Source organism: Fluviicoccus sp. (genome assembly GCF_030646115.1).
GTDB lineage: Bacteria > Pseudomonadota > Gammaproteobacteria > Pseudomonadales > Moraxellaceae > Fluviicoccus.
Window position 1 is genome coordinate 214,346 of sequence record NZ_JAUSMX010000015.1, and the last position, 25,169, is coordinate 239,514.

Sequence of the window (25,169 nt, forward strand, 5' to 3'; positions counted from 1 at the left end):
AGCTGTATGAAGGGGTCACATCGCGCTGACCCTCTTTTCTCCTGTTACTTGAAGCCCCCTTGGAAAGGGGGCGGCGCAAAGCGCCGGGGTTTACGGCATCGGCAGCTTCAACGACGCCAGCGACGCCTTGATCACCTTCATGCGTCCGGCGTTGTAGGGCGAGAAGAACAACCGCACCAGCATGATGAACGAGGACTGCACCACCGCCCGCTCATGCGAGAAGGCCTTGAAGCCGAAGTGGCCGTGGGCGTGGCCGATGCCGCTGTTGTTGACGCCGCCGAAGGGCAGGTTGCCGTGCACGAACTGCATCAGGCAATGGTTGACGCAGGCCCCGCCGGAACTGGTGCGTTCAAGCACGCGGTCAATGTTGGCCTGGGTGTGGCTCCAGACATACAGCGCCAGCGGCTTGGGCCGGGCGTTGATGTCGGCAATGACCTGATCCAGATCGGTGAATTCCACCAGCGGCAGCAGCGGCCCGAAAATCTCCTCCTCCATGATGCGCGCGCCGGACGGAACGCGGTCCACCAGCGTCGGCGACACCCAGCAATCGTCCACATCCACCTCGCCGCCGGTCAGCACCCGTGCGCCGCCGTCCACCGCCTCCTGCAGCAACGACGCCACCCGCCCGGCATGGCGCGGATTGACGATGCGCGTCAGGTCGGGGCTGCCCTTCTGCTCCGCCGGGGTTTGCCCGTAGCGCGCCGCCAGGATGGTGCGGCACTCTTCCACAAAGGCATCCTTCACCGAGGCATGGACATACATGTAGTCGGGGGCCACGCAGGTTTGGCCGCCGTTGAGGAACTTGCCCCACATCAGGGTCTCGGCGGCCGTCTTCAGATTGGCGGAAGCGTCGACGATGGTGGGGGACTTGCCGCCCAGTTCCAGCGTGACACTGGTCAGGTGCTTGGCCGCCGCTGTCATCACCACCTTGCCCACCAGGGGCGAACCGGTGAAGAAGATATGGTCGAAAGGAAGGTCGAGCAGCGCCTGCGAGGTGGGCAGGCTGCCTTCGAACAAGGCTACTTCGTTTTCCGGGAAGATATCGCGGATGATGCGCGCCATCACCGCCGACACCGACGGCATCATTTCCGAGGGCTTGATGATGACGGTGTTGCCCGCCGCCAGCGCCGACACCAGCGGCCCGAAGCAGAGGTTGAGGGGATAGTTCCACGGCGCAATGATCAGCACCCGCCCGCGCGGCTGGGACTGCACCCAGGCCTTGGTCATGATCATCAGGCTGGTAGGCCACACCCGGTGCGGCTTCATCCAGCGCTTCACCCGGCCAATGGCATGACGCATTTCGTCCAGCACCGGCATCAGCTCGGTGACGTCCACTTCCGCTTCCGGCTTGCGGTAATCCAGCGCAAAGGCTTCGTAGAAAGCTTGGCGGTTGGCCAGCAAAGCCTCACGCAGGCGCTTGATGCGGTCAATGCGCTGCGCAGCGGTGGACTGCCGCCAGCGCAGCGCGGTTTCCAGCTGGGCGTCAAAGACCGCGCGCATCTGCACGGGGTCGGCTTCGGTCATCGGGGCGGCAAGGGGGGCGTTCATGATTATTATTAAAGCTCCACGCAGGTAGGTTTTCGGCCGCAAACACCACGACCACAATTTGGACTATAGTGCCACGACCTTGACGGCCGCCCCACTCCTTTTTATTGATAGTTCCGGTCAACGCGGCCGTCATTAAAAATTCATCAAATTGTCGCTGCACGCCGGGCCGCGATATATTCCAATCCTGCCTTTTCCAGACCATAAACAGAGCGTGGGGGTGAAGCATGAAGGTGCTTGCGTGTTACAGCATGAAGGGCGGCGTCGGCAAGACCGCGACGGCCGTGAACGTGGCCTGGCTGGCGGCCCATGCCGGGCTGAAGACCTTGCTGATCGACCTCGATCCGCAAGCGGCGGCTTCCTACTATTATCAGGTGAAGCCCGCCAAGAAGGACTGGAGCGAACGCTTCTTCAAGGCCTATGAACACCTGCTGGAACACATCAAGCACTCGCAGTATGAACGGCTGGACGTGATTCCCGCCACGTTGGGCTTCCGCGAATTCGACGTGCTGCTGGAAAGCCTGGGCAAGCGCAAGCAACGGCTGGCGATGATCCTGGCCGGGCTGAAGGACGACTATGACCTGGTGATCCTGGACTGCCCGCCCACCCTCGGCAACCTGGCGGAAAGCATCTTCACCGCCGCCGACCACATCCTGGCGCCGGTGATTCCCACCACGCTCTCCGAACGCACCTTCGACCACCTCAATCACTTTTTCGAGGAGCACGACTACCCGAAGAAGAAGTTGATGCCGTTCTTTTCGCTGGTGCAGGCGCAGAAATCCCTGCACCACCACACCATGGACACCCTGCGCCAGCGCAGCGACCGCTTCCTGCAAACCACCATTCCCTTTGCCTCCGACATTGAGAAGATGGGCGAGCATCAGCAACCGGTGGTGGTGAGCGCCCCGCGCAGCAAGGGCGGGCTGGCCTATGCCGCACTGTGGGCCGAAATTGCACCGGTGTTGCAGCCCGCCGCCCAGCAACTAGACTGAAGTAAGGCCCTCTTTTCCCTATAACAATACTGACGCCGGTGCAGTACGGGCCTCCGGCCAACGGACCCGCCCGCCATGCACTCCGCCACGCCCGTACCGCAAGCCACCCGCCAGCAGACGCTGTTGTTCCGGAGCATTCTGCTGGGGTATTTCGGCAAGCTGGAGCACAGCGTGCTGGATGAAATCCTGGCGCAAAGCGAGTGGGTGGAGTGCGAAGGCGGCGACACGCTGTTTGCGCAGGGCGACCCCGGCGACGCCGCCTATTTCCTGATTTCCGGCCGCCTGCGCGCCATCCGCACCGCACCGGACGGCGTCCGCCAGATTCTGGGCGACATCAAGCCCGGCGAAACCGTGGGCGAAATTGCCGTGCTCTCGGACGATGTGCGCGGGGCAACGGTGATGGCCACCCGCGACAGCGTGGTGGTGCGCATGCCCACCGACCGCCTGCAACGCTGGTTCCTGCAATACCCGCAACTGCTGCTGCAAACCGCCAAGCTGGTGATTCGCCGCAACCGCATCAACCAGGTGCGGCGGCGGCGGGTGGACCAGGTCACCAACATCACGATTTTGCCGCTGTCACCGCACATTGACCTGACCCGCTTTCGCGTGGAGCTGGCCAACGGCATGGCCGCCTGCGGCAAGACGGTGCTGCTGGACCCGGCGACGGTGGACCGCGAACTGGGCGAACCCGGCATCGCCTTTGTCGGCAAGCAGGACCCCGAACGCTACCGGCAGCTGAGCGCTTGGCTGGACACGCTGGAAGGCCCGAACGACTACGTGGTGTATCTGGCCAACCCCGGCGACGACGCCTGGACCCAGCGCTGCCTGCGCCAGGCCGACCGCGTGCTGCTGCTGGCTGACGCCGACGACAGCGCCCTGCCGCCCGCCTTTGAGCAACGGCTGATGAACGGCTCCCGCAACCGGTTGCAGGCGGACACGCTGCTGATGCTGTGGCATGCCCCGGAAACGCTGATGCCGCAAGGCACCGCCCGCTGGCTGGACGCCCGGCCGTGGGTGCGCGAGGCCATTCATGTGCGGCGCAACACCCCGCGCCACATGCAGCGGCTGGCGCGGCTGGTCACCGGCAAGGCTGTGGGGCTGGTGCTGGGCAGCGGCGGCGCGCGCGGGCTGGCGGCCATTGGCATCATCCGCGCATTGGAGGAAGCGGGCGTGCCCATTGACCGGGTGGGCGGCACCAGCATCGGGGCGATCATGGCGGCGGGCGTGGCGCTGGACCATCCAGTGGAGCGGCTGGCCGACAAGGTGCGGCATTCCTTCAGCCAGAACCCCACCCACCTCAACGACCTGAGCCCGCTGCCCATCCTGTCGGTGTTTCAGGGCAAGCGGCTGAACGGGCTGTTGCAGTCGGTGTTTCCGGAGGTGATGAACATTGAAGACCTGTGGATCAACTTCTTCTGCGTCAGCAGCGACATGGCCACCAATGGCGAGGTGGTGCACCGGCGCGGGTCGTTGTGGCGGGCGGTGCGGGCCTCGTCGGCGTTGCCGGGCATTTTCCCCATGGTGCGGCTGGGCGACGGCCTGCACGTGGACGGCGCGTTCATGAATTCACTGCCGGTGGATGTGATGGCGGAGATGGCGGTGAAGAAGATCCTGGCGGTGGACTTTTCGTGGCTGCCCAGCGTCAAGCCGGAATTTGCCGACATTCCGGGGCCGGTGGATTTCCTGATGGACCGTTTCCTGAACGGGCGGCAGCGCATGTACCGGGTGCCCACCCTGCTGTCCAGCATTGTGCAGAGTTCGCTGCTGGCCAGTTCGCAACGCAGCCTGCTGGCGCGGGCGGAAGCGGATGTGCTGTTCAGCCCGGACCTGCGGCGTTTTGAGTTGCTGGGCTGGAATTTCTTTGATGCGCTGGTGAAGATTGGCCATGAACATGCGCGGGAGGTGTTGGCGGCTGGGGATGGAAATGCGGAGCGCGTGCCCTAGCCTTCCCTGAACGGCAGCATCCCCCGCGCCTCTTCCGCATAACGCCGCACCGCCTCGCGCTCCTCCCCCAGAAAATCGCCCACCGCCTCGCGGAAACCTTCGTGTTGCAGGGCGTGGAAGGAGTGCGTCAGCACCGGTTCGAAACCGCGCGGAATCTTGTGTTCGCCCTGCGCGCCGGGGTCGAAGCGGGTCAGGCCGCGTTCAATGCAGAATTCGATGCCCTGATAGAGGCAGGCCTCAAAATGCAGGCATTCCACCTCGCGCAAGGCGCCCCAGTAACGGCCATAGAGGGTGTCTTCGGAGAAGAAGCAGAGTGCGCCGCCAATGGCTTCATCGTCCTCGTCCCGCGCCAGCACCATCAGTACGCGGTGGCGCAGGTGGTGGTGGATGGCGTGGAAGAAGGCTTCGGTGAGGTAGCCGTCGTGGCCGCTGCGGCGCTGGTAGGTGTTGCGGTAGAAGCGGTAGAACTGGGTCCAGTGTTCGGGGGTGAGGTCGTCGCCGGTGAGGCGTTGCAGGCGGATGCCCTGGTCCTGCACGCGCTTGCGTTCGCGGCGGATTTCCTTGCGGCGCTTGGCGGTCATGACGCCGAGGAAGTCGTCGAAGCTGCGGTAGTCGCGGTTGAACCAGTGGAACTGGCAGCCCAGGCGGTGGCCGGGGGCGGCGTTTTGCCAGTGGGGTAATTCGGCGTCTTCAGGGAAGAGGATGTGCCAGCCGCTGGCGCCGGTTTGCCGGGTGTGGTGTTGCAGGGCTTGCTGCAGGTGCGGCCAGACTTCGGCGGGGTCGGCGTCGGGGTGCATCAGGACGCGCGGGCCGGGCGCGGGGGTGAAGGGGATGGCGGCGACCAGTTTGGGGTAATAGTCGAGGCCGTGGCGGGCGTAGGCGCGGGCCCAGTCCTGGTCGAAGACGTATTCGCCCCAGCTGTGGGTTTTGAGCCAGAGGGGCATGACGGCCTGTAGTTGGCCGTTTTGCTCCAGGATGAGGTGCTGCGGTTGCCAGCCGGTGCCGGGGCCGGTGCAGTGGGTGGTTTCGAGGGCGAGGAGGAATTCGTGCGAGAGGAAGGGGTAGCCCTGACCGGCCAGCGCCTCCCAATCAGCCGCGTCGATGGCCGTGATGCTGTTCAGAAAACGCGGCGTCATGAATAACCCCGCACCCGGTCAAGACCGCTGGTCACCCCTGAAATATCACTCATCTGCTTTCACCCCCAAATTCAGCTTGTTTTTTCGCCAAAAGCCCCTTTTTTTACAAAAACCCTCCCACCCCTTGCCGCTCCCCCTCCCAAGGAAGGGGCGATAAATGCACATCCGTATTTAATATCGCCACGGACTGAGCATTATTCAGCCGCTCACCATACCAACAAAAACACCATAGAGGGACACCACATGGCAGTCTGGGTAACATGGCCTGCATGGACCAAGCTGGGAACACTGGGCATTGCCGCCGGCTTGATCACGCTGGGCGCGCAACGCGAAAGCCTGATGAAAAACAACCTGTTTGATCTGGAGAACTACCCCAAGCTCAACGGAACCATCACTTGCGACACCCGCAGCAAAACCGTCCGCACCGAAGACGGCACCTGCAACATCCTCAGCAACCCGGCGGAAGGCTCGGCCTACGTGCGTTTCGGCCGCAACGTCAACCCGACCTATACCCCCGGCGAAACCGAGGCCAACACCCTGCTGTCGCCCAACCCCCGCGAAGTCAGCAACACGCTGATGGCGCGCGGTGAATTCAAGCCCGCCCCCAGCCTGAACTTCATTGCCGCCTCGTGGATCCAGTTCATGGTCCACGACTGGGTGGATCACGGCCCCAACCCGGCGGCCAACCCGATCAAAGTGCCCCTGCCCTCCGGCGACGTGCTGGGCAGCGGTTATCTGGATGTGCGCCGCACCCAGGCCGACCCGTCACGCACCAGCGCCGACGCAGGCAAGGTCAACACCTACCGCAACCATAACACGCACTGGTGGGACGGCTCGCAACTGTATGGCAGCAGCAAGGCCGCCAACGACAAGCTCCGCTCCTTCGTGGACGGCAAGCTGAAGATCAATGCCGACGGCACACTGCCGACCGAACTGCTGAGCGGCAAGCCGGTGACCGGTTTCAATGAAAACTGGTGGGTGGGCCTGAGCATGCTGCACCAGATCTTCACCAAGGAACACAACGCCATTGCGACCATGCTGAAGCAGAAGTACCCCACCCAGAGCGACCAGTGGATTTATGACCGCGCCCGCCTGATCAACGCCGCGCTGATGGCGAAGATCCACACCGTGGAATGGACACCGGCCGTGATCGCCAACCCGGTGACCGAGCGCGCCATGTACGCCAACTGGTGGGGCCTCATTGGCGACCGTTCCGGCCGTGACAAGTACCAGGCCGAAGTGCGCGCCATCAAGGACGACCTCGCCAAGAGCGACTCCCTGCTGAAGGCCCTGCTCGGCTTCAACCCGAACCTGTCCACCGGCGTCGGCACCACCTTCCTGGACCATGCCCTGGCCGGTCTGGTGGGTTCGGCCGCGCCGGACAATGCGGGCGTGCCCTACACGCTGACCGAGGAGTTCGTGGCGGTTTACCGCATGCACCCGCTGATGCGTGACAAGGTGGATATCTATGATATTGGCTCGAACGTGGTCGCCAAGTCCGTGGCACTGCCGGATACCCGCGACCGCAATGCCGAGTCGCTGCTGGCCGGCGAGCACCCGGACCGCTTGTGGTATTCCTTCGGCATCACCCACCCCGGTTCGCTGACGCTGAACAACTACCCGAATTTCCTGCGCAACCTGTCGGTGCCGCTGGTGGGCAATATCGACCTGGCCACCACCGACATCCTGCGGGACCGTGAACGCGGCGTGCCCCGCTATAACCAGTTCCGCCGCCAGATCGGCCTGAATCCGATCACCAAGTTTGAGGACCTGACCACCGACGCCGCGACGCTGACCAAGCTGAAGACCCTGTACGGCAACAACATCGAACGTATCGACACCCTGGTGGGCATGCTGGCGGAAACCACACGCCCGGACGGTTTCGCCTTTGGGGAAACCGCTTTCCAGATCTTCATTCTCAATGCCTCGCGCCGTTTGATGACCGACCGTTTCTACACCACGGACTACCGCCCGGAAATCTACACGCCGGAAGGCATGGACTGGGTGGAAAACACCACCATGGTAGACGTGATCAAGCGCCATAACCCGACTTTGGCGCTGAGCCTGACCGGCATGGACAACGCCTTCAAGCCTTGGGGCCTGAATATGCCGGCGGAGTATGAAAGCTGGTCTGCCGGCGCCAAGGCCGACCATTTGTGGGTGAACGGTGCGCTGCGCACGCAGTACAAGACCACCATGCCCAACCTGAAGCCGGTGAATACGGGCGGGCTGATCAGTTCGATTTTGTGGAAGAAGGTGCAGAACCGCACCGATGTGGCTCCGGCCGGTTACACCAAGCCGATTCACCCGTATGGGGCCATGGCCAAGGTGAAGTTTGTGCCGGTTGCGGGCAATGGTTACACCGGTTTGTTCCAGGGTTCGGATTACGGTTTGCTGCGTTTGTCCGTGACCGAAAACCCGAGCGAGGGTGCGTTCCAGCCCGGTTTGGCCTGGAAGGCGCTGGTGAACGGCAAGCCGTCGGAGAATGTGTCGGCGTTGTATACGCTGGCGGGTCAGGGAGCCAACTACAATTTCTTCGCCAACGAGTTGTCAAACTATGTGTCCACGGACATCAACAATTCGGCCAGCACCATTTTGTTCTCGGCGGTGAGTTCCAAGCCGACGCTGGTGATTATGAATGATATGGCGGAGGTGACGCAGGGCGGCGCGGTTGTGGCGACGCCGAAGGCTCCGACGCAGATTTATTTTGTGCCGCGTGCGGAGGTGAAGACGAAGTTTGCGACGACGGCGCATGATTTCCGTTATGACCTGGCGACGCTGGGTGCGGGTTCGCCGGTTTATGATGTGTATGCGACGTCGATGGAGATCAAGACGTCGATCATTCCGTCCACCCATGCCCAGTATGCGAAGGATCGTCGCGCCAGTGCGAAGAAGATTGGGACGCTGGAGCTGACTTCGCCGATGATTGTGTCGGCTTTCGGGGATCAGGGGGTGTTCTTCAAGCATCAGCGGAATGAAGACAAGTAACGCCCGGCTGTGGTGCAATGCCATGCAAGGAGGCCCCCGGAAGGGGGCTTTTTTGTTGGGGGTACGTCTATTTTTTCAACAGCCATCCCCATGCTCTATGACAGCTGGTGGGCCAGAACTAGCATTCATGACTTGCCAACAAGAATAAGTTTGGCCTACAAGTACTCACATTAATAATTTTTGACCACTGGCCCGAATAACTCGGCAGTTGAGGCATTGATGGCTGACAGCCTCATTGTCTTGATTGGCATTGCACAAATCATCCCAGTCTGTGGCCCCACCTAACCGGAGATTGAAGTGTCCCAATTGACGCAAGAAATGGCATTACGCGATATCGTCAACAAATTCTCAGGTGATGCAAATGTTGCCGGGCTGCGGGTAGAGGATCAGATGGTCCGACGATTCTTTTCCAGTCTTTTGACCAAGCGCTTTCTCATTTGTACCGGGCTTGCTGGCTCAGGTAAAACCAAGCTGGCTCAGGCTATTGCCGTCTGGCTTAGCCCTCGAACACGCCTAGGCGATCCTTTCAAGGCAGGGAGTCTTATAGAGTCCGAACGAACAACTTACTATGTCAGATCTTCAGACTCGCTGGCCGTTGAGTTTTGGAACTCCGCTGATGAGCAAAATGCCATCAAGGTCGTTCTTCCCCGGAAGATGATTGAGGAATGGGCCGCATATATTGAAAACAACAATATTCCCAGAGAGACAGGTGCTCGTGATATTCGTGAAGCCGTTAAAAAAGGCAGTAAATTCAGTGATCAGCTACATAGTTTTGAAACTCACTTAAAAGCCGCTGCCTTCGCCTTGTTGGCTCAACGGAAAGAAAAGACGGGAACAACATGCTACGAAATCGTACCCGTTGGCGCGGATTGGTCAGGAAACGAAAATATACTTGGCTATGCCGATGGACTCGATCAAAACCGTTATGTGACAAGGCCTGCCCTTGACCTGATCATCAGTGCCAACAAGGCCCCAAATGTCCCGCATATCCTCATCCTTGATGAAATGAACCTTTCGCATGTGGAACGCTACTTTGCCGATGTACTTTCAGCAATTGAATCAGAGGAAAGCATTCAGCTTTATCGGGGTGAAGCGCGCCAAGCGGGCGCGGATATCATCCCGAACTTGATCGATCTGCCAAAGAACTTGTTCATTATTGGTACCGTCAACATTGACGAGACAACCTACATGTTTTCTCCGAAGGTTCTCGACCGTGCAAATGTCATTGAGTTCCGAATGACATCTGAGGATTTAAAAGCGTTCCTGACCAGTCCATGCAAGCCAAATATGACTGATTTCTCGGGCAAAGGGTCACCATTCGCCAAGCTATTTGTGGAAACAGCCAGTGAGCCTTCGCAGCCCTTTTCAAATGCTCTGGCACCTGTCTTCGAGGCAGAAATGCTTCTATTTTTCGACGTATTGAAAGGTCACGGAGCTGAGTTTGGATATCGTGTGGCCCATGAAGCTGCACGTTTTATTAGTTTTTACGGAAAACTGGGCGACTTCGACAGTACCGACGAAGCTGATTTTGACGCCGCTTTTGACTGTGTCATCGTTCAAAAGTTCTTGCCTAAACTGCATGGCTCAAGGGCGAAACTTGGACCGTTGCTCAAAAAACTGTGGTTTCTATGCGTGAGTGACTCACATTCAAGGGGCTCCAATCCTTTCCAAGCCGCCGAGGCTTCGGCTCGCTCATCGGACAAAAACAGCGATCCTTCTCTCGCGATTCCTGAGACGGCCCCATACAAAATCAGCGCCGAAAAGATTGCCCGGATGTGGCGCCTGCTCAATGAAAACGGGTTTGCATCCTTTGCAGAGGCGTAACCGATGTTAAGTAGCACGCCTACCGCCGCTATGTACGCCTCCGTAGAGGGCTGAGCAGATGACCACTATGGAGAGTCTGGACTTTTGCAACGAAGCTGGCCAAGCCATTGCTAGATTGAAGATATATGCTTTTAGCCAAGGCTCCTCCTCAACGGTTGCCAGCTTAATTCGGACAGACGACCTTGAGGCTCGTGAAAATGGTGAAGAGCCGCTTCAACTGCTGGAGGGCTGCCGCTACGAGTTCGAGTTTGAGCCGCACTGCTTCTCTCTGAGTATTGCTAACGCAGATAACGGCTGCATCATTGAAACCAGTCATCTTTCGGGCAGACGCCATACCGGTTTTCTGGCTACCGGACTGAATACAGGCCGACTGGCCCTCGTCGCGAAAACAGAATTACCTGATGGACCAACAGGCAAAGCCGCTGTTGAAGTGCGTTCACGAAAAGTCAGCTACCGCGAAGACTATCGCATTATGCTGGAGGACATTACCGATCAATGCATGGATCTTCTGCTTCAACTCCGTGCACCCACCTCCCTGCGTTTAGTTCCTGATGCAGGTTCAACGCCACAGACCATCACGCAACGCTTTGCTTTCCTAAAAGCCATTATCGGCTCTGAAAACTTCCAAAATGCACTGCGTCGCATATCCAGCCATCCACATCAATGTTGGGAGCCGGAGGAAGTCGAAGTATCCATTCGACACGGCGTCAAACAAGATGGCCGGACGCTTCGGCAACTTGCCAGCTCAACGAATCGAGAGTCATTACCGAACTCCCATCCACTTAAGTCCCGGATCGCCTCCCTCCCCAGAAGAATCACGGTCTACCGACATACACGAAGTGAAGATACTCCCGAAAACCGCTTTATCAAATTTGCCCTGGAGACTTTTGACTCATTCCTCGGACAAATGTTGCAACGGTTAAATGAGATCGGCAGCCAAGATGCTCGCTTGCGAGAAGATATCGCCAGCCTGCAAAACCATCTTGAAAATGCCTTGGGAACTGATCTGATGCGATCCGTCTCGAAACCCGACTTTCTTCCCTTAGGCAGCCCTGTGCTGCAAAGAAAAGAAGGTTACCGCGAGATTTATCAAGCCTGGATTAGATTCGACATGGCCGCGAGGCTGATTTGGCATGGTGGCGACGATGTCTACCATGCGGGTCAGCGTGACATTGCCACCCTTTACGAATATTGGGTGTTTTTCAAGTTGCTGGATGTGTTTTCCGGGGTATTCCAACTTGAAAAACCCGAAATCAATGAACTCATTGAGGAAACCGAGGACGGGTTCAGTTTGAAACTGCGGTCTGGCAAACATCTCTGTTTTGATGGTTTTTCTACACAACACGGTCGTCAACTGCGTGCCCAACTCGGCTACAACCGCACTTTTTCCCACAAGAGCCCGCAGACAACAATCTTGCCGAGTTCGTGGACAGAGCGCATGAGGCCGGACTATACCCTGAGCATCTGGCCCGGTGAATTTTCCGCCACAGAAGCCGAAGCCCAAGAGTTAATGGTACACATTCATTTTGATGCCAAATACCGAATTGACAACTTCAAGCAACTTTTCGGAGTTGATGACTCGGAGCTTGCTGAGGATGCTTTGGAGCAGGATTTGGCCGTCGAAAAACAAGAACAGAAACGTGGAAGCTATAAACGCGCCGATCTGTTGAAGATGCACGCATATCGGGATGCTATCCGGCGTTCTCATGGGGCTTACATCATTTATCCCGGTGACATGTCCAAGCAATGGACCAGTTACCATGAATTGTTGCCGGGACTTGGTGCCTTCCCGCTTAAGCCGGGAACGCAAACTACCGAGTTATCAGACTTTATCCACGCCATCGTCCGGCATCTTTGCAACCGAGCCAATGCTCGAGAAAGGCTCAGTTACCACGTTGACCAGATCTACCACTCTCAAGATCAAGCAGCCCATTACGAAGTGCTTCAGCCAATACCCGAGAGATTGAACGAAGGAAATCGATTGCCTCCACCTTCGGAAACACACGTACTCGTCGGGTGGTACAAAACCAACGAACACTTACAGTGGGTGTTGAAAAACAAACTGTATAACTTCCGCATGGACTCTTCGCGAGGCTCGCTGCGTCTGCCTCGTGAAGTTGCAGGTGCACAGTATCTGCTGCTTCACACAGACAAGGGCGTGACCTGCCCCACCCTGCTAAAAATCAGTGCAGACGGACCTCGTGTATTCTCACGGGAGCGTTTGATTGAGAAAGCCTATCCCGGAAAGCCCAGCCAGCCCTTCTATCTAGTCTTTGACGTTGAACCTGCCCACGGATTTGAGGGATACCATTGGGACTACTTGAAGCTACCCGAAAGAGCTGCCGGAAGAAATTCGGCAACCCCGCAATGGCTGACGCTGGACGTGCTTATGCAGTCAACCAGATAACCTCTTTTTCATGCATCAACGCCGAATATCCGCAAAAATATCCGCAAGTTCACCGCACCAAACCGCCGCCTATCCAACACAACTCCCTGCTTTATAACAAAATAATTCCATGACAGAATCCGCAAATAAATGCGCAAAAAAGCCCGAGGACGTCATGGAGCATCCCGCTTCCCCTCACCCCATAACCAAATGCAGCCCCCCGATCTTCCCCACCTGATCCACCCCCAACCCCGCCTTCGCCGCATACCCCGGCCAATTCCGCACCGCCGCCGCCACCTCGCCAATCACCCGCCCCGCCGTCCCCACCCCAAAGCGACGCGCCTCCGCCAGCAAATCCTCCACCGTAAAATCCTTGAACTTACCGTTGGCGGACATCAAATGCTGATGCGTCCATTCCCCCTGCGGATTATGCGCAAAGGTCACGTCATACGCCGGGGCCAGCTCCCACGCCTGGCCTTCCTTCAACCGGAAAGCAAAGTTCTTGGAATGGTCATCGCAATTGCGGGCCATGATATTGAAAACCATGCGACGAAAGGCCTCCTCCATCGCCTCATAACCCAGACCCAGCGCCTGAATGGTCAGGAACAGCTGCGAATAGGCATTCACCCCCTTCAGCTTGTAGTCCAGATGACTCATGGCGCACAACGTCTGCACATGATGGCGCGTACCCGCACCGTCGCGATCAAAACGACGGGTCATGAAATGCGCCCGGCCGTTTTCCAGCAGCAGCCGGCAGTCCGTCATGGCAATACCGGCATCACGGGCCATTAAATGATAGGCGTATTCAATACGGCCATAATCCTGGGAAGCCCCCAGTTCGCTGTCAAACCCCATGCCGTCAAACTTCAGCAACCAGTGCTCAAAGCCCGGCGGCGCATCCAGCTGCCCGGATCGCATCTCATCCGTATCCGGGTTCCAGGCAACAACGGCTTTGGCGCGGGCGCCACCGGCCGAGGTGCCAACATCAATGATGCTGCGCAAGGCCGCGCTGGTTTCATGATCATCCCCCCAGTGACCACTGACCGCTTTACGGGCTTCAGAGACCAACTGCCCCATGGAAACGGCTGTCGGCTCCAGACGGCGCGGTCCCCGGCCCGGCTTGAAACTCAAGGCACCCATGGCGCGCGTGCCCATATAGGCCAGACGATCCAGCGCGGTAATGTTTTCCGGCGGAATCCCCTGGTCCGCCATGTAGCGGTTGATCAGGGCATTGCCGAAATCATCGGGCAGCGCATCCGCCAGCAAGGCAGGCAGTCGTTTGTAGGTGGCAACCGGCAAATCGGTAAAGACAAAAACATCATCCGGCGCTTGAACAGACATGCGCAAAGGCGACAGATTCATCCCGGTCTTGCGGAACTTCGGATCAAAGGCAAATACGTAATAGCCCAGACGGGGATCCAGCGCCACCGCACCGACAAGGCGGTTCCAGATGAACACCTCAATACGATGAACAGGCTTGTAGGGGGATTTCCGGTTGCTGCGGACCGTGGATTTCGCCATTACTCACTCCGGAGACGCTTGCTGGCGCGCTGCCGGGATTCGCCAATGCGCGGCATGGTCAAAGGGTTGATGCTGATCACGGGAGCCAGCGCGCCCAGCCATTCGGTCCGTTCCAGCGCCCGGACCACCAGCACAAGGGTGCGCAAGGTAGACCCTTTGCCGCTTTCAAGATTCTTCAGCGCATGCAGGCTGATGCCCGCACGTTCGCACAGGGTTTCGCGCGTCAGGTTACGCTGAAGCCGCAGTGACTTTATGTTGTCACCCAGCGTGGCCTCCAGCTCTTCAGGGGAATATACGCTTTCCATAACAGACCAAAATAAGTCTTTTGTGTGTCTTTATAGTACACAAGAAGCCTTAATTGGACTATTGAAAGATTTATTTTATGGCTGAGAACAGGTTCTCGAATACCGGAAGCCGCCGGTTCAGGGCTGGCGCGGACGCAGGGTAGCAATGGGGCAACGCCAGCCCCAAAACAAAAAAACCCGCAAACTTTCGCTTGCGGGGTTTTTCGGTATTCGTGGTGGCCTGGAACAGAATCGAACTGTTGACACGCGGATTTTCAATCCGCTGCTCTACCAACTGAGCTACCGGGCCACATGAGGCGCATATTAAAACCAATAAGACCAAAGGTGTCAAGCAATTTTCCAGCATGCCGCCGCCAACAGAACGCGCTACACTGAAAGCGAAGCCCCTTGCCCAGAGCCGCCCATGAAACCCCTGTACCTGCTGCTGCTGACCACCCTGGCCCTGCCCTCAGCCGCCGACCTGTATAAATGGACTGACGAAAACGGCAAGGTTCACTTCTCGGACAAACAACCCGGCAACGCCGCCGCCAAGGTCATCCCCAAGCCGGAACCCCTGCGCACCGGCACCGGCGGCTCAGCCCAGAGCGCCGACGACGTCGCCCGCATAGCCGCCGAAAAACGGGAACAGCAGCAAGCCGACACCGATAACGCCCAGTCCAGGCAACGCAGTTGCGCCAACGCCCGCGAAAGCTACCAATACTGGCTGGACCGCAAACCCTTCACCATCAACCAGCAGAACGGCCGCAAGGAATTCTACAGCGAACCCCGCCACGACCGCCGCCTGCGCGAAGCCAAGGAATACATGCAACGAAAGTGCAAGGACAAATAAACACCGCACCACCCGCCGCCCAAGCTTAGTGGTGGCGCGCCGCCTCCATCTTCAACAGCCGCGCAATCGCCGTGCAGCCCGGCACAAAACGCTGACGCCCCTCCTGCCGCTCCAGACGACAAGTCTCACTCACCAAACGGTCGGCAATACCCCGCCCCCGGTTGGCCGGATGCACCACAATCCAGCGCAACGTCCGCTCATCCTGCGGCCCCTCCGCCATGATGGACGACACCGCCTTACCGTTGAACCAACCCACATACACCAACCCGCCAGCTCCCAGAATACGCTGCGCCTCGGCAACCGCCTCCTCCCCCCCCGCAAACTCCGGGCTGGACGCATACAACTTCGACAACCCGGCGCTCAACTCCGGCGAAAGAGACTTCTCAGCAGTCACGGAAACAGGCATGGCGGACAAACTCCTGAACAGAAAAGAAAAAGACAAACCACAATAACCTGACGATAGCAGGGGCATTGCCAACCTGCCAAGCGTAAAGCCACCAAACCCAACACCAACGCCGTCCGCAGCCAACTGTCCGAGCCACACAACGCATTAAGAACCCAAAAAATCGCAGAACACACAGGTGCTGACACCAGACAGCCGAGCGCGAGTTTTGGCGTAGGACACGGTTTTGCTTCCTTTTGCCAAGACAAAAGGGAGGCCCGCGGCAGGCGGATGACAGTCGACACTAACCCGGCGTAGTGTTAGAGCCACTTTCCGTACCCCTCTCCCCAACCCTCTCCCACAAGGGGCGAGGGGGCTACCCCACAAGTGGGGAGGGAGACTTTGTCCCGAATCGGCAAACCCCCCGAAAACCCGCTATAATTCCCCCTTTCCCCCGGCCAGAGACCGACCCGCCATGACCGCGCGCCGCGCCGACGTCGTCCGCAACACCAAGGAAACCCAGATCACCGCCTCCGTCAACCTCGACGGCACCGGCGTGGGCCACCTCAACACCGGCATGCCCTTCCTGGACCACATGATCGACCAGATTGTGCGGCACGGGCTGATCGACATCAGCATCCACTGCACCGGCGACACCGAAATCGACGATCACCACAGCGCCGAAGACTGCGGCATCACCCTCGGCCAGGCCTTTGCCCAGGCCATTGGCGACAAGAAAGGCATCCGCCGTTACGGCCATGCCTACACGCCGCTGGATGAAGCCCTGTCACGCGTGGTGGTGGACATCTCCGGCCGTCCGGGCCTGGAATTCCACGTCCCGTTCACCCGCGCCAGCGTCGGCGGTTTTGATGTGGACCTGTTCTACGAATTCTTCCAGGGCTTCGTCAACCACGCCAACGTCACGCTGCACATCGACAACCTGCGCGGCCGCAACACCCACCACCAAGTGGAAAGCGTGTTCAAGGCCTTCGCCCGCGCCCTGCGCCAGGCTGTTGAACTGGACCCGCGCATGGCCGGTCAAACCCCCTCCACCAAAGGCAGCCTGTAAATGACCCGTGTAGCCGTTCTTGACTATGGCATGGGCAACCTGCACTCGGTGGCCAAGGCGCTGGAACATGTGGGCGCCTCGGAAGTCATCATCACCCACGACCCCGCCAAGGTGCGCGCGGCCGACCGCGTGGTGTTCCCCGGCGTTGGCGCCATGCGCGACTGCATGGCGGGCATGAAGGCGGTAGGCGTGGATGCGGAAGTGCGCGAAGCCGCGCTGCAGAAGCCGGTACTGGCCATCTGCGTGGGCATGCAGGCGCTGCTGGACCGCTCCGAGGAAAACGGCGGCGTCGACTGCCTGGGCATGTTTGCCGGTCAGGTCAAATTCTTCGGCAACAACCTGGTGGAAAACGGCGAGCGCCTGAAGGTGCCGCACATGGGCTGGAACAACGTCAACCAGACCGTGGACCACCCGCTGTGGGCCGACATTCCTCAGGACAGCCGCTTCTATTTCGTGCACAGCTATTACGTGGCCGTGGAAGACAGCGGCCTGATTGCCGGTCGCACGCACTACGGCCTCGACTTCACCACCGCCATCACCCGCGACAACCTCTTCGCTGTGCAGTTCCACCCGGAAAAGAGCCAGAAGTGGGGATTGCAGCTGTTGAAGAATTTTGTGGGCTGGAAGGCTTGATTTTCCCCCTCTCCCCTTGTGGGAGAGGGCCGGGGAGAGGGGTGCGGAAAGTCGCCCAAACACACGGCAACTTAAGGACGCATGCAGTACCCCTCTCCCTAACCCTCTCCCACAAGGGGAGAGGGGACTACCAGAATTTGCTGACATATTATTGTGAGAAACCCGAATGCTGATCATCCCCGCCATTGACCTCAAGGACGGCAAGTGCGTCCGCCTGAAACAGGGCCGCATGGAAGACGACACCGTCTTCTCCGACGACCCCGTAAGCATGGGTAGCCACTGGGTGGCCCAGGGCGCACGCCGCCTGCATCTGGTGGACCTGAACGGCGCGTTTGCCGGCACGCCCATCCATGGTGACGTGGTCAAGGCCATCGCCAAGCGTCATCCCAGCCTGCCCATCCAGATCGGCGGCGGCATCCGTTCGCTGGACACCATTGAAGCCTATATCAGCGCCGGGGTGACCTGGGCCATCATCGGCACCAAGGCTGTGAAAGACCCGCAGTTCGTGATTGATGCCTGCAAGGCCTTCCACGGCCGCATCATTGTCGGCATCGACGCCAAGGACGGCTGGGTGGCCACAGACGGCTGGGCGGAAGTGTCGCAGGTGAAGGCCGAAGACCTGGCGAAGCAGTTTGCCGCCGCCGGGGTCAGCGCCATCGTCTACACCGACATTGCCCGCGACGGAATGATGCAGGGCGTCAACGTCGAAGCCACCGCCGCCCTCGCCCGCGCCTGCGGCCTGCCGGTGATTGCGTCCGGCGGTGTCACCAACATGGATGATGTGGTGCGCCTGAAGAAGGTCGCGGCGGATGGCATCATTGGCGCGATTACCGGCCGTGCGATTTATGAAGGCACGATTAATCTGGCCGAAGCACAGGCGCTGGCGGACAGCGAATAGAGCATGAACGTTAAATCGCTGCTACCACTGCTGCTGTCAGTCCTGTCATCGCAGGTCTGGGCTTGGGATGTGACAGTACTTGAAGGCGATATCGAGGCCTCAATGGTTAAACAGGCCGTTGATGCCCAGCGTGACTGGTACACCCGGGCCATTAACGTCTGTATCGATCATGAGTATTGCAACAAGCCAGTGGTGATGGATTTCCGGATTGATGACAACGGTAAAGCCAGTGAGTGCGCTCTGATTGACTCTGATATCCGTCGCCCGGAAGTCGCTAGCCTTTTCTGCATGGTAGCTGTCAATACCCCGTATTCGAGCATCCGCTCTCCCGGCAAAGTCCGGGTTTCAGGTACGGTTCGTGTGTTTGGCGCCAATGGTCCGGAAAGCTGTCACGATGACAGCGGACGTAACCGGCTTGAATATCCAGCCATGGTATATGAATGTCTGGACAGGATTTTACCCGTCATGAATGCTATCCGCTCGTCCTCGGTCAACCAGTATGGCGGCGACCCGGTCCGGTTCGCTGGCCGGATATCGGTCGCCATGACTGTCAAAAGAAACGGAAAGGTCGGAGGCGTGGAGGAAATCAGTTCCGACATCCCTGCGAGGGAACTTCGCCGTGATGTCATACGAGTACTGGAGCGCCTTCGGTTTGATCCGGCCGACAACAAGGCCGTTTACCGTTTCACGGTTCCCATTCCCTTCAAGGCCATAGAACTGCCGGCCAACACGCAGGAAAATAAACCATGACCCTCGCCAAACGCATCATCCCCTGCCTGGATGTGGACAAAGGCCGTGTCGTCAAAGGCGTGCAGTTCCTGGACATCCGCGACGCCGGGGACCCGGTGGAAATCGCCAAGCGCTATGACGCGCAGGGCGCGGACGAGATCACCTTCCTCGACATCACCGCCAGCCACGAAGGCCGCGACACCACGCTGAAGACGGTGGAACGCATGGCCTCGGAAGTGTTCGTACCGCTGACCGTGGGCGGCGGCATCCGCAAGCTGGAAGACATCCGCAACCTGCTCAATGCCGGGGCGGATAAAGTCAGCATCAACTCGGCGGCGGTTTATGACCCCGACTTCGTGCGCGCGGCGGCGGATAAATTCGGCTCGCAGTGCATCGTGGTGGCGATTGACGCCAAGCGCGTGGCCCCTGGCCGCTGGGACATCTTCACCCACGGCGGCCGCAAGGACACCGGCATTGATGCCGTGGCCTGGGCGGCGAAGATGGCGGAATACGGTGCAGGCGAGATTCTGCTGACCAGCATGGACGCCGACGGCACCAAGGCCGGTTATGACCTGGGCATGGTGCGGGCGGTGAGCGACGCGGTGAATGTGCCGGTGATTGCCTCCGGCGGCGTCGGCAACCTGGACCATCTGGCCCAGGGCATTTTGCAGGGCCATGCCGATGCAGTGCTGGCGGCCAGCATCTTTCACTTCGGGGAATACACGGTGCCGCAGGCCAAGGCGTATCTGGCCGCGCAGGGCATTGTAATGCGGGAAATCTGACCCCCTGTAGGTCGGGCTTCAGCCCGACAACACTCTCCGATCGAAGGACATTGTCGGGCTGAAGCCCGACCTACAGACCGACTTGCAAGGATTGCGGCCAGGTCGTGTCCGTGACCGGGCTCATCACCATGGCGATTGCGGATTCCGCCACATCAACCACAGCGTCGGTCCGTTCGGGATACGGAGTTCTTCCGTCACCTTGAAGCCAAAGCGTTCGTAAATCGGGATATTGCTTGCCTTCGGCGTTTCCAGATAGGCGCCTGTCTGCATCTGGTCGCAAATCTCCAGCACCGGCTTCATCAGCGCCGACGCCCTTCCCTGCCCCTGCACCTCCGGATCAGCCCCGATCACCATCAAGTACCAATGCGGGGTGTGCGGATGCCTCGACTGGATCTGCTCCACCGCCCGCCAGCGCGTCCACAGGTTCTTCAGGCCAATCACCTGCAGCCAGTCCGGCGCAAAGCGCAACTGCTGCATCAGCCCCAGCTCCCAGCATCCCGGCGGCGCCCACAGTGCGGTGGCCTTGCGGTCTTCGGTGGTCCAGACCTGTCCGTGCGGAAAGGCCAGATGATCCAGGTACGCGCCAAACAACTTGCGGTAGCGCTGGTCGAAACGGTGGTCGCGCGCGGTGAGCCAAGTGTACATCGGGTCATCGGCAAAGGCGTGCACCAGGGTGTCAATCAAGGCCTCGCGGTCAGACGGGGTGGCTTGGCGAATGCTGACGGACTTGGGCGGGAGGTCGTTATGGGGCGACATCGACCTTCTCCTCCACCGGCGCAGTCACCGGCAACTTGGCTTGCCAGAACAACGCCCCCTTCAACAGGTTCAACGCACCGTACATGGCGAAGTCCTCTTCCGACAGCGGCTTGGGCGCGGCGGTGGCCGACTTGTCCTCCGTCGCGTCACTGTCTGCCGGGGTGGAAACCACTTCCGGAACCGCCTTGCCTTTCTTGCGTTTCTTGCCCTCAACCGGCTTGGCGGGCTCCGCCGGAACAACTGCTGGCGTTTCGACGGCCGGGGCCTTGTCCTTCTCGTTGGGATTGCTGAGATGCCCGCGCAGGTCGGCTTCGCGGAAGGCGTCATAGCCGCCCAGCACCTGCACTTTCGCCGCTTCCAGCACCACATCGGGACGAATGCCTTCTGCTTGGATGGAACGGCCGTTGGGGGTGTAATAACGGGCGGTAGTCAGCTTGATGCCTTTTTTCTCGCTGATGGGCAGCACGGTCTGCACCGAGCCCTTGCCGAAGGTGGTGGTGCCCGCAATCAGGGCGCGATGCTGGTCCTGCAGGGCCCCGGCCACAATCTCGGAAGCCGAGGCTGAGCCGGCGTTCACCAGCACCACCAGCGGCAGCCCGGGAATGACCTGACCTTCCGCCGCTTCAAAGCGCTGGATGGAGTCCTCACTGCGGCCCTTGGTGTACACCACCAGCGCCTTGTCGAGGAAGGCGTCCGCCACGTCAATGGCGGCAGGCAGCACGCCACCGGGATTGTTGCGCAGGTCCAGCACCAGCCCCTTCAGCGGGTTGGCAGTGTTGTCGCGCAGCTTGGTCAGCTCGCGCACCAGGTCGCGGCCGGTGTGGGTCTGGAACTGGGTGATGCGGATGGCGGCGAAACCGGGCTCCAGCTGCTTGACCTTGATGCTGCTCGTTTCAATCCTGCCGCGCACAATGCTCAGGTCCCAGGGTTCCTTGCCCTTGCGCTGCACGGTCATCTTCAGCGGCTGGCCGATGGGGCCGCGCATGATCTCCACCGCCTGGTTCAGGGACATACCCTTCACCACCTTGCCTTCCAGCTTCAGGATGTAGTCGCCCGCCTGCAGGCCCGCCTTGGCGGCCGGGGTGTCGTCAATGGGGGAAATGACGCGCAGGATGCCGTCGTCCATGCCGATCTCGATGCCGATGCCGCCGAATTCGCCGGTGGTGGCCGCCTTCAGATCGTCATAGTCATTTTCGTTGAGATAGGCCGAATGCGGGTCCAGCGCCGACAGCATGCCGCGAATGGCGTTCTCGAACAGCGTGCGGTCGTCCACCGGTTCCACATAGCTGGCGCGAATGCGTTCAAAGACATCGACGAAGGTGCGCAGGTCTTCCAGCGGCAGGGTTTGCGGCGCTTCGGCGGCAGGCTTGGCGGCTGTCGTCGGAGCAGGTGAGTCATCCCCGGCAAAGGCTGGGCCGTTCAGGGCCAGCAACGCCAGGGCAATAGCGCATGGTTTGTTCATAGGCATGGCGGATAAAGCGGATCAGGGCTGTAGTCGGCACAGAGTAGCAGGCTTGCACCGGCGGGGGGAACCGTCGGTGCTGGCCGCTGTTGGGTTATTGTTATTGACGGTGCTTCAGACCGCTTGCACCAGGTTTTTTCCGGTCATTTCAGGGGGAACCGGCACACCCATCAGGTTCAGCAGCGTCGGCGCGACATCGGACAAGACGCCGCCGCTGCGGATGACGGCTTTGCGGCCGCCGACATAGACAAAGGGCACGAATTCACAGGTGTGGGCGGTGTGCGGCTGGTCGTTCTCGTAGTCCACCATCTGCTCGACATTGCCGTGGTCGGCGGTGATCAGCATTTCGCCGCCGCTAGCCTTCACCGCCTCATACAGGCGTCCCAGGCACACATCCAGCGCTTCAACCGCCTTCACCGCCGCTTCAAACACGCCGGTATGGCCCACCATGTCGCCGTTGGCGTAATTGCAGACGAGCACGTCAAAATCGCCGGACTGAATGGCCGCGACCAGTTTGTCGGTGACTTCAAAGGCGCTCATTTCCGGTTGCAGGTCATAGGTGGCCACCTGCGGCGACGGCACCAGGATGCGCTGCTCGCCGGGGTACAGGTCTTCGCGCCCGCCGCTGAAAAAGAAGGTGACGTGGGCGTATTTTTCGGTTTCGGCAATACGCAACTGGGTCTTGCCCAGCGACGCCAGGTATTCGCCCAGAGTGTTGTGCAGACTGGCGGGTGCATAGGCTACCGGCGCCTTGATGCTGGACGCGTACTGGGTCAGCATCACCCAGGCGGCCAGTTGCGGGCGCAGGCTGCGGGTGAAGCCGGTGAATTCCTCGTCGACAAAGGCGCGGGTGATTTCTCGGGCGCGGTCGGCGCGAAAGTTCATGAACACCACGGCGTCGCCGTCGGCCAGCACCACGGGTTGCTCACCCTCGGCGGCAATCACGGTGGCCTTGACGAACTCGTCGTTCTCACCGGCGGCGTAAGCGGCATCCAGACCGGCCATGGCGGTGGCGGCAGTGCGCACGGCCAAGCCTTCGGTCAGCAGCCGGTATGCCTGCTCCACGCGGTCCCAGCGGTTGTCGCGGTCCATGGCGAAATAGCGGCCAATGAGACTGGCGACGCGGCCCTTGCCGGTGGCGCGCACGGCGTCTTCCATCCTCTGCAGCGAGGGCATGGCGCTCTTCGGCGGTGTATCGCGACCGTCGAGGAAGGCATGCACATACACTTGCTGCGCGCCGCGATCCACGGCCAGCTTCACCATGGCGTGCAGGTGGTCTTCGTGGGAATGCACGCCACCTTCGGACAGCAGGCCCAGCACATGCACGGCCTTGCCGGCGGCCACTGCCTTGTCCACCGCCGCCGTAATCACGGGATTGGTATAGAAGTCACCATCACGGATGGCCTTGGTAATGCGGGTGAAGTCCTGATAGACGATGCGGCCCGCGCCCAGATTCATGTGCCCCACTTCCGAATTGCCCATCTGTCCGTCCGGCAGGCCCACATCTTCCCCGGATCCGGAGATCAACCCGTGCGGGTTCTCGGCCAGAATTTGGTTCCAGTGGGGAGTGCGGGCCGCCTGGATGGCGTTGGAATCGGAGGCTTCACGATGGCCGAAGCCGTCAAGGATGATCAGGACGTGGGGTTTGCGCATGGCAGGCTGGACTCGGTGCAGCAGAAGGAGGCGCGCATTTTAGCAGCACTGGCGGCGAAAGATAAGAAATGGCGGCATTTCACGGATGAATGCCGGATTCCCCCAGGCATGCACGCTTATTCCCCAATCATTTCGAGGGAAAACCCTAATAGCCCTCTGCCTCGGAGGCTGCCTATGATCGAGACAGAACATCCCGCAACAGCCCTGCCAACAACAACAATGGGGAACCTTTCATGCCTGCCTTCAACCGCTTGACCCGGTTGCTGAAGAATTTCAGCGCCGACACCCGCTTTTTCCTGATGACCCTGGCGGCCGGCGACAGCCCGGAAGCTTGGCAGGGCTCGGCCTTGGAATTTCCACCTAAAACCTGAGCATTACTTGGCTTTTTGATAAATGTCAATCGGGGAAACCCCCTGCCTGACACGGGAATCCCCATTAATAAAACAAGGGTATTCCCGAATGGGCGCTGCCCGGCTGACACGATATCGTCATCCCGAACAACAAGAAAAGCGCTCAGGCTTCCCTGTAGCGGCGAGGACAACGTACATGACCAAGATGACCCGTGTAATCGGCTGTGTTTCCAGTGAGCAGCGCCAACACCTCATTTTCCGGTCCATGGTTCGGGTTCTTGGCCAAGGCGCCACGTCAAGCCTAAAGCATCAGTGGTCGTTCAGCGATGTCGGCCCTTTCGATGTACGGATTGTGGACATTGATGATGAGGAACACGTCGCACTGGCCGACGAACAGGGACAAGGCGTGGTGGTGGTGCTGGCCGGCAACCAGCAGATTCTGGTCGGTCGTCAGTTCACGCTGTCCAAGCCGCTGCGCGGCAACGAATTTTTGCAACTGCTGCAAGCCATTGAGGCGGCGGGTTTCGAAGCCCGTGTCACTGCAGATGCCGCTGACATCCCGGTGGCCACCGCTCCCGCCGCACCGGCAGAACCCAATCCGTTGAAGACAGAGAGCAACGTCAAGACCGCCCCGACCATCTCCGCCCAGACCGAAATCCTGATCAGCCTGGAATCGTGGCCTGACCTTCCCCGCATGGCCGACGACATGCTGCATGACGCCGCCCGCATTTGTGCGCTGCTGTCGGTGCGGCCCAGCAGCCGTGAAACCATCAGCCGTTTCCTGGACATTCCCCCGGAAAACGTCAATCGCGTGCTGAAAATCATCCCCGCCTGCTCCCACGCCGGGGACATCCGGACCTTGCACGAACACCAGAGTGCGGCAACTGAAGCCAACAATGTCATTCCCCTGCACGATCAGGTCAGCGGCGGCAAGCCGTCCTCGCTACTGTCAAAACTCTGGAACCGCCTGAGAGGGGCCGCCTGA

The 25,169-nt window shown here is 59.8% G+C and carries 21 protein-coding genes and 1 tRNA gene; 13 read left to right on the plus strand and 9 right to left on the minus strand.

Going from position 1 to position 25,169, the window contains the following annotated elements:
* Positions 1 to 90: 90 nt before the first annotated feature.
* Positions 91 to 1,548, minus strand: coding sequence for an aldehyde dehydrogenase family protein (locus Q7T36_RS11440; RefSeq protein ID WP_304848284.1), 1,458 nt, complete (start codon positions 1,546 to 1,548; stop codon positions 91 to 93).
* A 224-nt stretch (positions 1,549 to 1,772) separates the two neighbouring features.
* On the opposite strand from Q7T36_RS11440, the gene Q7T36_RS11445 reads away from it, so the two are divergent.
* Together Q7T36_RS11445 and Q7T36_RS11450 are read left to right on the plus strand one after the other, a co-directional pair.
* On the plus strand, positions 1,773 to 2,537 hold the full coding sequence (locus Q7T36_RS11445; protein WP_304848288.1) for a ParA family protein: 765 nt from the start codon (positions 1,773 to 1,775) through the stop codon (positions 2,535 to 2,537).
* A 75-nt stretch (positions 2,538 to 2,612) separates the two neighbouring features.
* On the plus strand, positions 2,613 to 4,481 hold the full coding sequence (locus Q7T36_RS11450) for a patatin-like phospholipase family protein (RefSeq protein WP_304848292.1): 1,869 nt from the start codon (positions 2,613 to 2,615) through the stop codon (positions 4,479 to 4,481).
* Here the strand turns inward: Q7T36_RS11450 and Q7T36_RS11455 are convergent.
* A complete protein-coding gene (locus Q7T36_RS11455; RefSeq protein ID WP_304848295.1) occupies positions 4,478 to 5,617 on the minus strand; it encodes a GNAT family N-acetyltransferase in 1,140 nt (379 codons plus the stop codon). The genes Q7T36_RS11450 and Q7T36_RS11455 overlap by 4 nt on opposite strands.
* A gap of 243 nt (positions 5,618 to 5,860) precedes the next feature.
* Here Q7T36_RS11455 and Q7T36_RS11460 point away from each other — a divergent pair, with 243 nt between their 5' ends.
* The 3 genes from Q7T36_RS11460 to Q7T36_RS11470 all read left to right on the plus strand — a co-directional run bounded on the left by Q7T36_RS11460 (position 5,861) and on the right by Q7T36_RS11470 (position 12,836).
* Positions 5,861 to 8,605, plus strand: coding sequence for a peroxidase family protein (locus tag Q7T36_RS11460; protein ID WP_304848298.1), 2,745 nt, complete (start codon positions 5,861 to 5,863; stop codon positions 8,603 to 8,605).
* Between the two features lie 297 nt (positions 8,606 to 8,902).
* A complete protein-coding gene (locus Q7T36_RS11465; RefSeq protein WP_304848303.1) occupies positions 8,903 to 10,429 on the plus strand; it encodes an McrB family protein in 1,527 nt (508 codons plus the stop codon).
* Positions 10,430 to 10,487: 58 nt separating this feature from the next.
* On the plus strand, positions 10,488 to 12,836 hold the full coding sequence (locus tag Q7T36_RS11470) for a DUF2357 domain-containing protein (protein ID WP_304848306.1): 2,349 nt from the start codon (positions 10,488 to 10,490) through the stop codon (positions 12,834 to 12,836).
* A 174-nt stretch (positions 12,837 to 13,010) separates the two neighbouring features.
* Here Q7T36_RS11470 and Q7T36_RS11475 read toward each other — a convergent pair whose 3' ends face one another.
* The 3 genes from Q7T36_RS11475 to Q7T36_RS11485 form a co-directional block, all read right to left on the minus strand.
* Complete coding sequence (locus tag Q7T36_RS11475) at positions 13,011 to 14,336, minus strand: type II toxin-antitoxin system HipA family toxin (protein ID WP_304848309.1); 1,326 nt, start codon at positions 14,334 to 14,336, stop codon at positions 13,011 to 13,013.
* Positions 14,336 to 14,641, minus strand: coding sequence for a helix-turn-helix domain-containing protein (locus Q7T36_RS11480; protein WP_304848312.1), 306 nt, complete (start codon positions 14,639 to 14,641; stop codon positions 14,336 to 14,338). The genes Q7T36_RS11475 and Q7T36_RS11480 overlap by 1 nt, the downstream gene beginning before the upstream one ends.
* Before the next feature lie 213 nt (positions 14,642 to 14,854).
* Positions 14,855 to 14,930 (minus strand) — tRNA-Phe (locus tag Q7T36_RS11485).
* A 114-nt stretch (positions 14,931 to 15,044) separates the two neighbouring features.
* Here Q7T36_RS11485 and Q7T36_RS11490 point away from each other — a divergent pair.
* On the plus strand, positions 15,045 to 15,470 hold the full coding sequence (locus tag Q7T36_RS11490) for a DUF4124 domain-containing protein (RefSeq protein WP_304848315.1): 426 nt from the start codon (positions 15,045 to 15,047) through the stop codon (positions 15,468 to 15,470).
* 25 nt (positions 15,471 to 15,495) lie between these two features.
* On the opposite strand, the gene Q7T36_RS11495 is transcribed toward Q7T36_RS11490, so the two are convergent.
* The gene (locus tag Q7T36_RS11495) at positions 15,496 to 15,876 is read right to left on the minus strand and encodes a GNAT family N-acetyltransferase (RefSeq protein WP_304848318.1); all 381 of its coding nucleotides are present in this window, start codon (positions 15,874 to 15,876) and stop codon (positions 15,496 to 15,498) included.
* Between the two features lie 451 nt (positions 15,877 to 16,327).
* Between Q7T36_RS11495 and hisB the strand changes: the two genes are divergently transcribed.
* From hisB to hisF, 5 genes are all read left to right on the plus strand, one after another.
* Positions 16,328 to 16,921 carry an imidazoleglycerol-phosphate dehydratase HisB gene (gene hisB / locus Q7T36_RS11500; protein ID WP_304848321.1) on the plus strand — a complete coding sequence of 198 codons (594 nt, stop codon included), beginning with the start codon at positions 16,328 to 16,330 and terminating at the stop codon, positions 16,919 to 16,921.
* The gene (gene hisH / locus Q7T36_RS11505; protein WP_304848324.1) at positions 16,922 to 17,554 is read left to right on the plus strand and encodes an imidazole glycerol phosphate synthase subunit HisH; all 633 of its coding nucleotides are present in this window, start codon (positions 16,922 to 16,924) and stop codon (positions 17,552 to 17,554) included.
* Between the two features lie 166 nt (positions 17,555 to 17,720).
* Complete coding sequence (hisA, locus tag Q7T36_RS11510; protein WP_304848327.1) at positions 17,721 to 18,452, plus strand: 1-(5-phosphoribosyl)-5-[(5-phosphoribosylamino)methylideneamino]imidazole-4-carboxamide isomerase; 732 nt, start codon at positions 17,721 to 17,723, stop codon at positions 18,450 to 18,452.
* A 3-nt stretch (positions 18,453 to 18,455) separates the two neighbouring features.
* Positions 18,456 to 19,202, plus strand: a complete 747-nt coding sequence (locus Q7T36_RS11515; protein ID WP_304848330.1) for a hypothetical protein — start codon at positions 18,456 to 18,458, stop codon at positions 19,200 to 19,202.
* The gene (gene hisF, locus Q7T36_RS11520; RefSeq protein ID WP_304848334.1) at positions 19,199 to 19,963 is read left to right on the plus strand and encodes an imidazole glycerol phosphate synthase subunit HisF; all 765 of its coding nucleotides are present in this window, start codon (positions 19,199 to 19,201) and stop codon (positions 19,961 to 19,963) included. The genes Q7T36_RS11515 and hisF overlap by 4 nt, the downstream gene beginning before the upstream one ends.
* A 123-nt stretch (positions 19,964 to 20,086) precedes the next feature.
* On the opposite strand, the gene Q7T36_RS11525 is transcribed toward hisF, so the two are convergent.
* The 3 genes from Q7T36_RS11525 to gpmI form a co-directional block, all read right to left on the minus strand.
* Positions 20,087 to 20,719, minus strand: coding sequence for a GNAT family N-acetyltransferase (locus Q7T36_RS11525; RefSeq protein WP_304848337.1), 633 nt, complete (start codon positions 20,717 to 20,719; stop codon positions 20,087 to 20,089).
* The gene (locus tag Q7T36_RS11530) at positions 20,706 to 22,181 is read right to left on the minus strand and encodes a S41 family peptidase (protein ID WP_304848340.1); all 1,476 of its coding nucleotides are present in this window, start codon (positions 22,179 to 22,181) and stop codon (positions 20,706 to 20,708) included. The genes Q7T36_RS11525 and Q7T36_RS11530 overlap by 14 nt, the downstream gene beginning before the upstream one ends.
* Before the next feature lie 114 nt (positions 22,182 to 22,295).
* Positions 22,296 to 23,834, minus strand: coding sequence for a 2,3-bisphosphoglycerate-independent phosphoglycerate mutase (gene gpmI, locus Q7T36_RS11535; protein WP_304848343.1), 1,539 nt, complete (start codon positions 23,832 to 23,834; stop codon positions 22,296 to 22,298).
* Between the two features lie 233 nt (positions 23,835 to 24,067).
* Here gpmI and Q7T36_RS11540 point away from each other — a divergent pair, with 233 nt between their 5' ends.
* The gene (locus tag Q7T36_RS11540) at positions 24,068 to 24,205 is read left to right on the plus strand and encodes a hypothetical protein (RefSeq protein WP_304848346.1); all 138 of its coding nucleotides are present in this window, start codon (positions 24,068 to 24,070) and stop codon (positions 24,203 to 24,205) included.
* A 175-nt stretch (positions 24,206 to 24,380) separates the two neighbouring features.
* Positions 24,381 to 25,169: a hypothetical protein gene (locus Q7T36_RS11545; protein ID WP_304848349.1), complete on the plus strand. Its 789-nt coding sequence runs from the start codon at positions 24,381 to 24,383 to the stop codon at positions 25,167 to 25,169.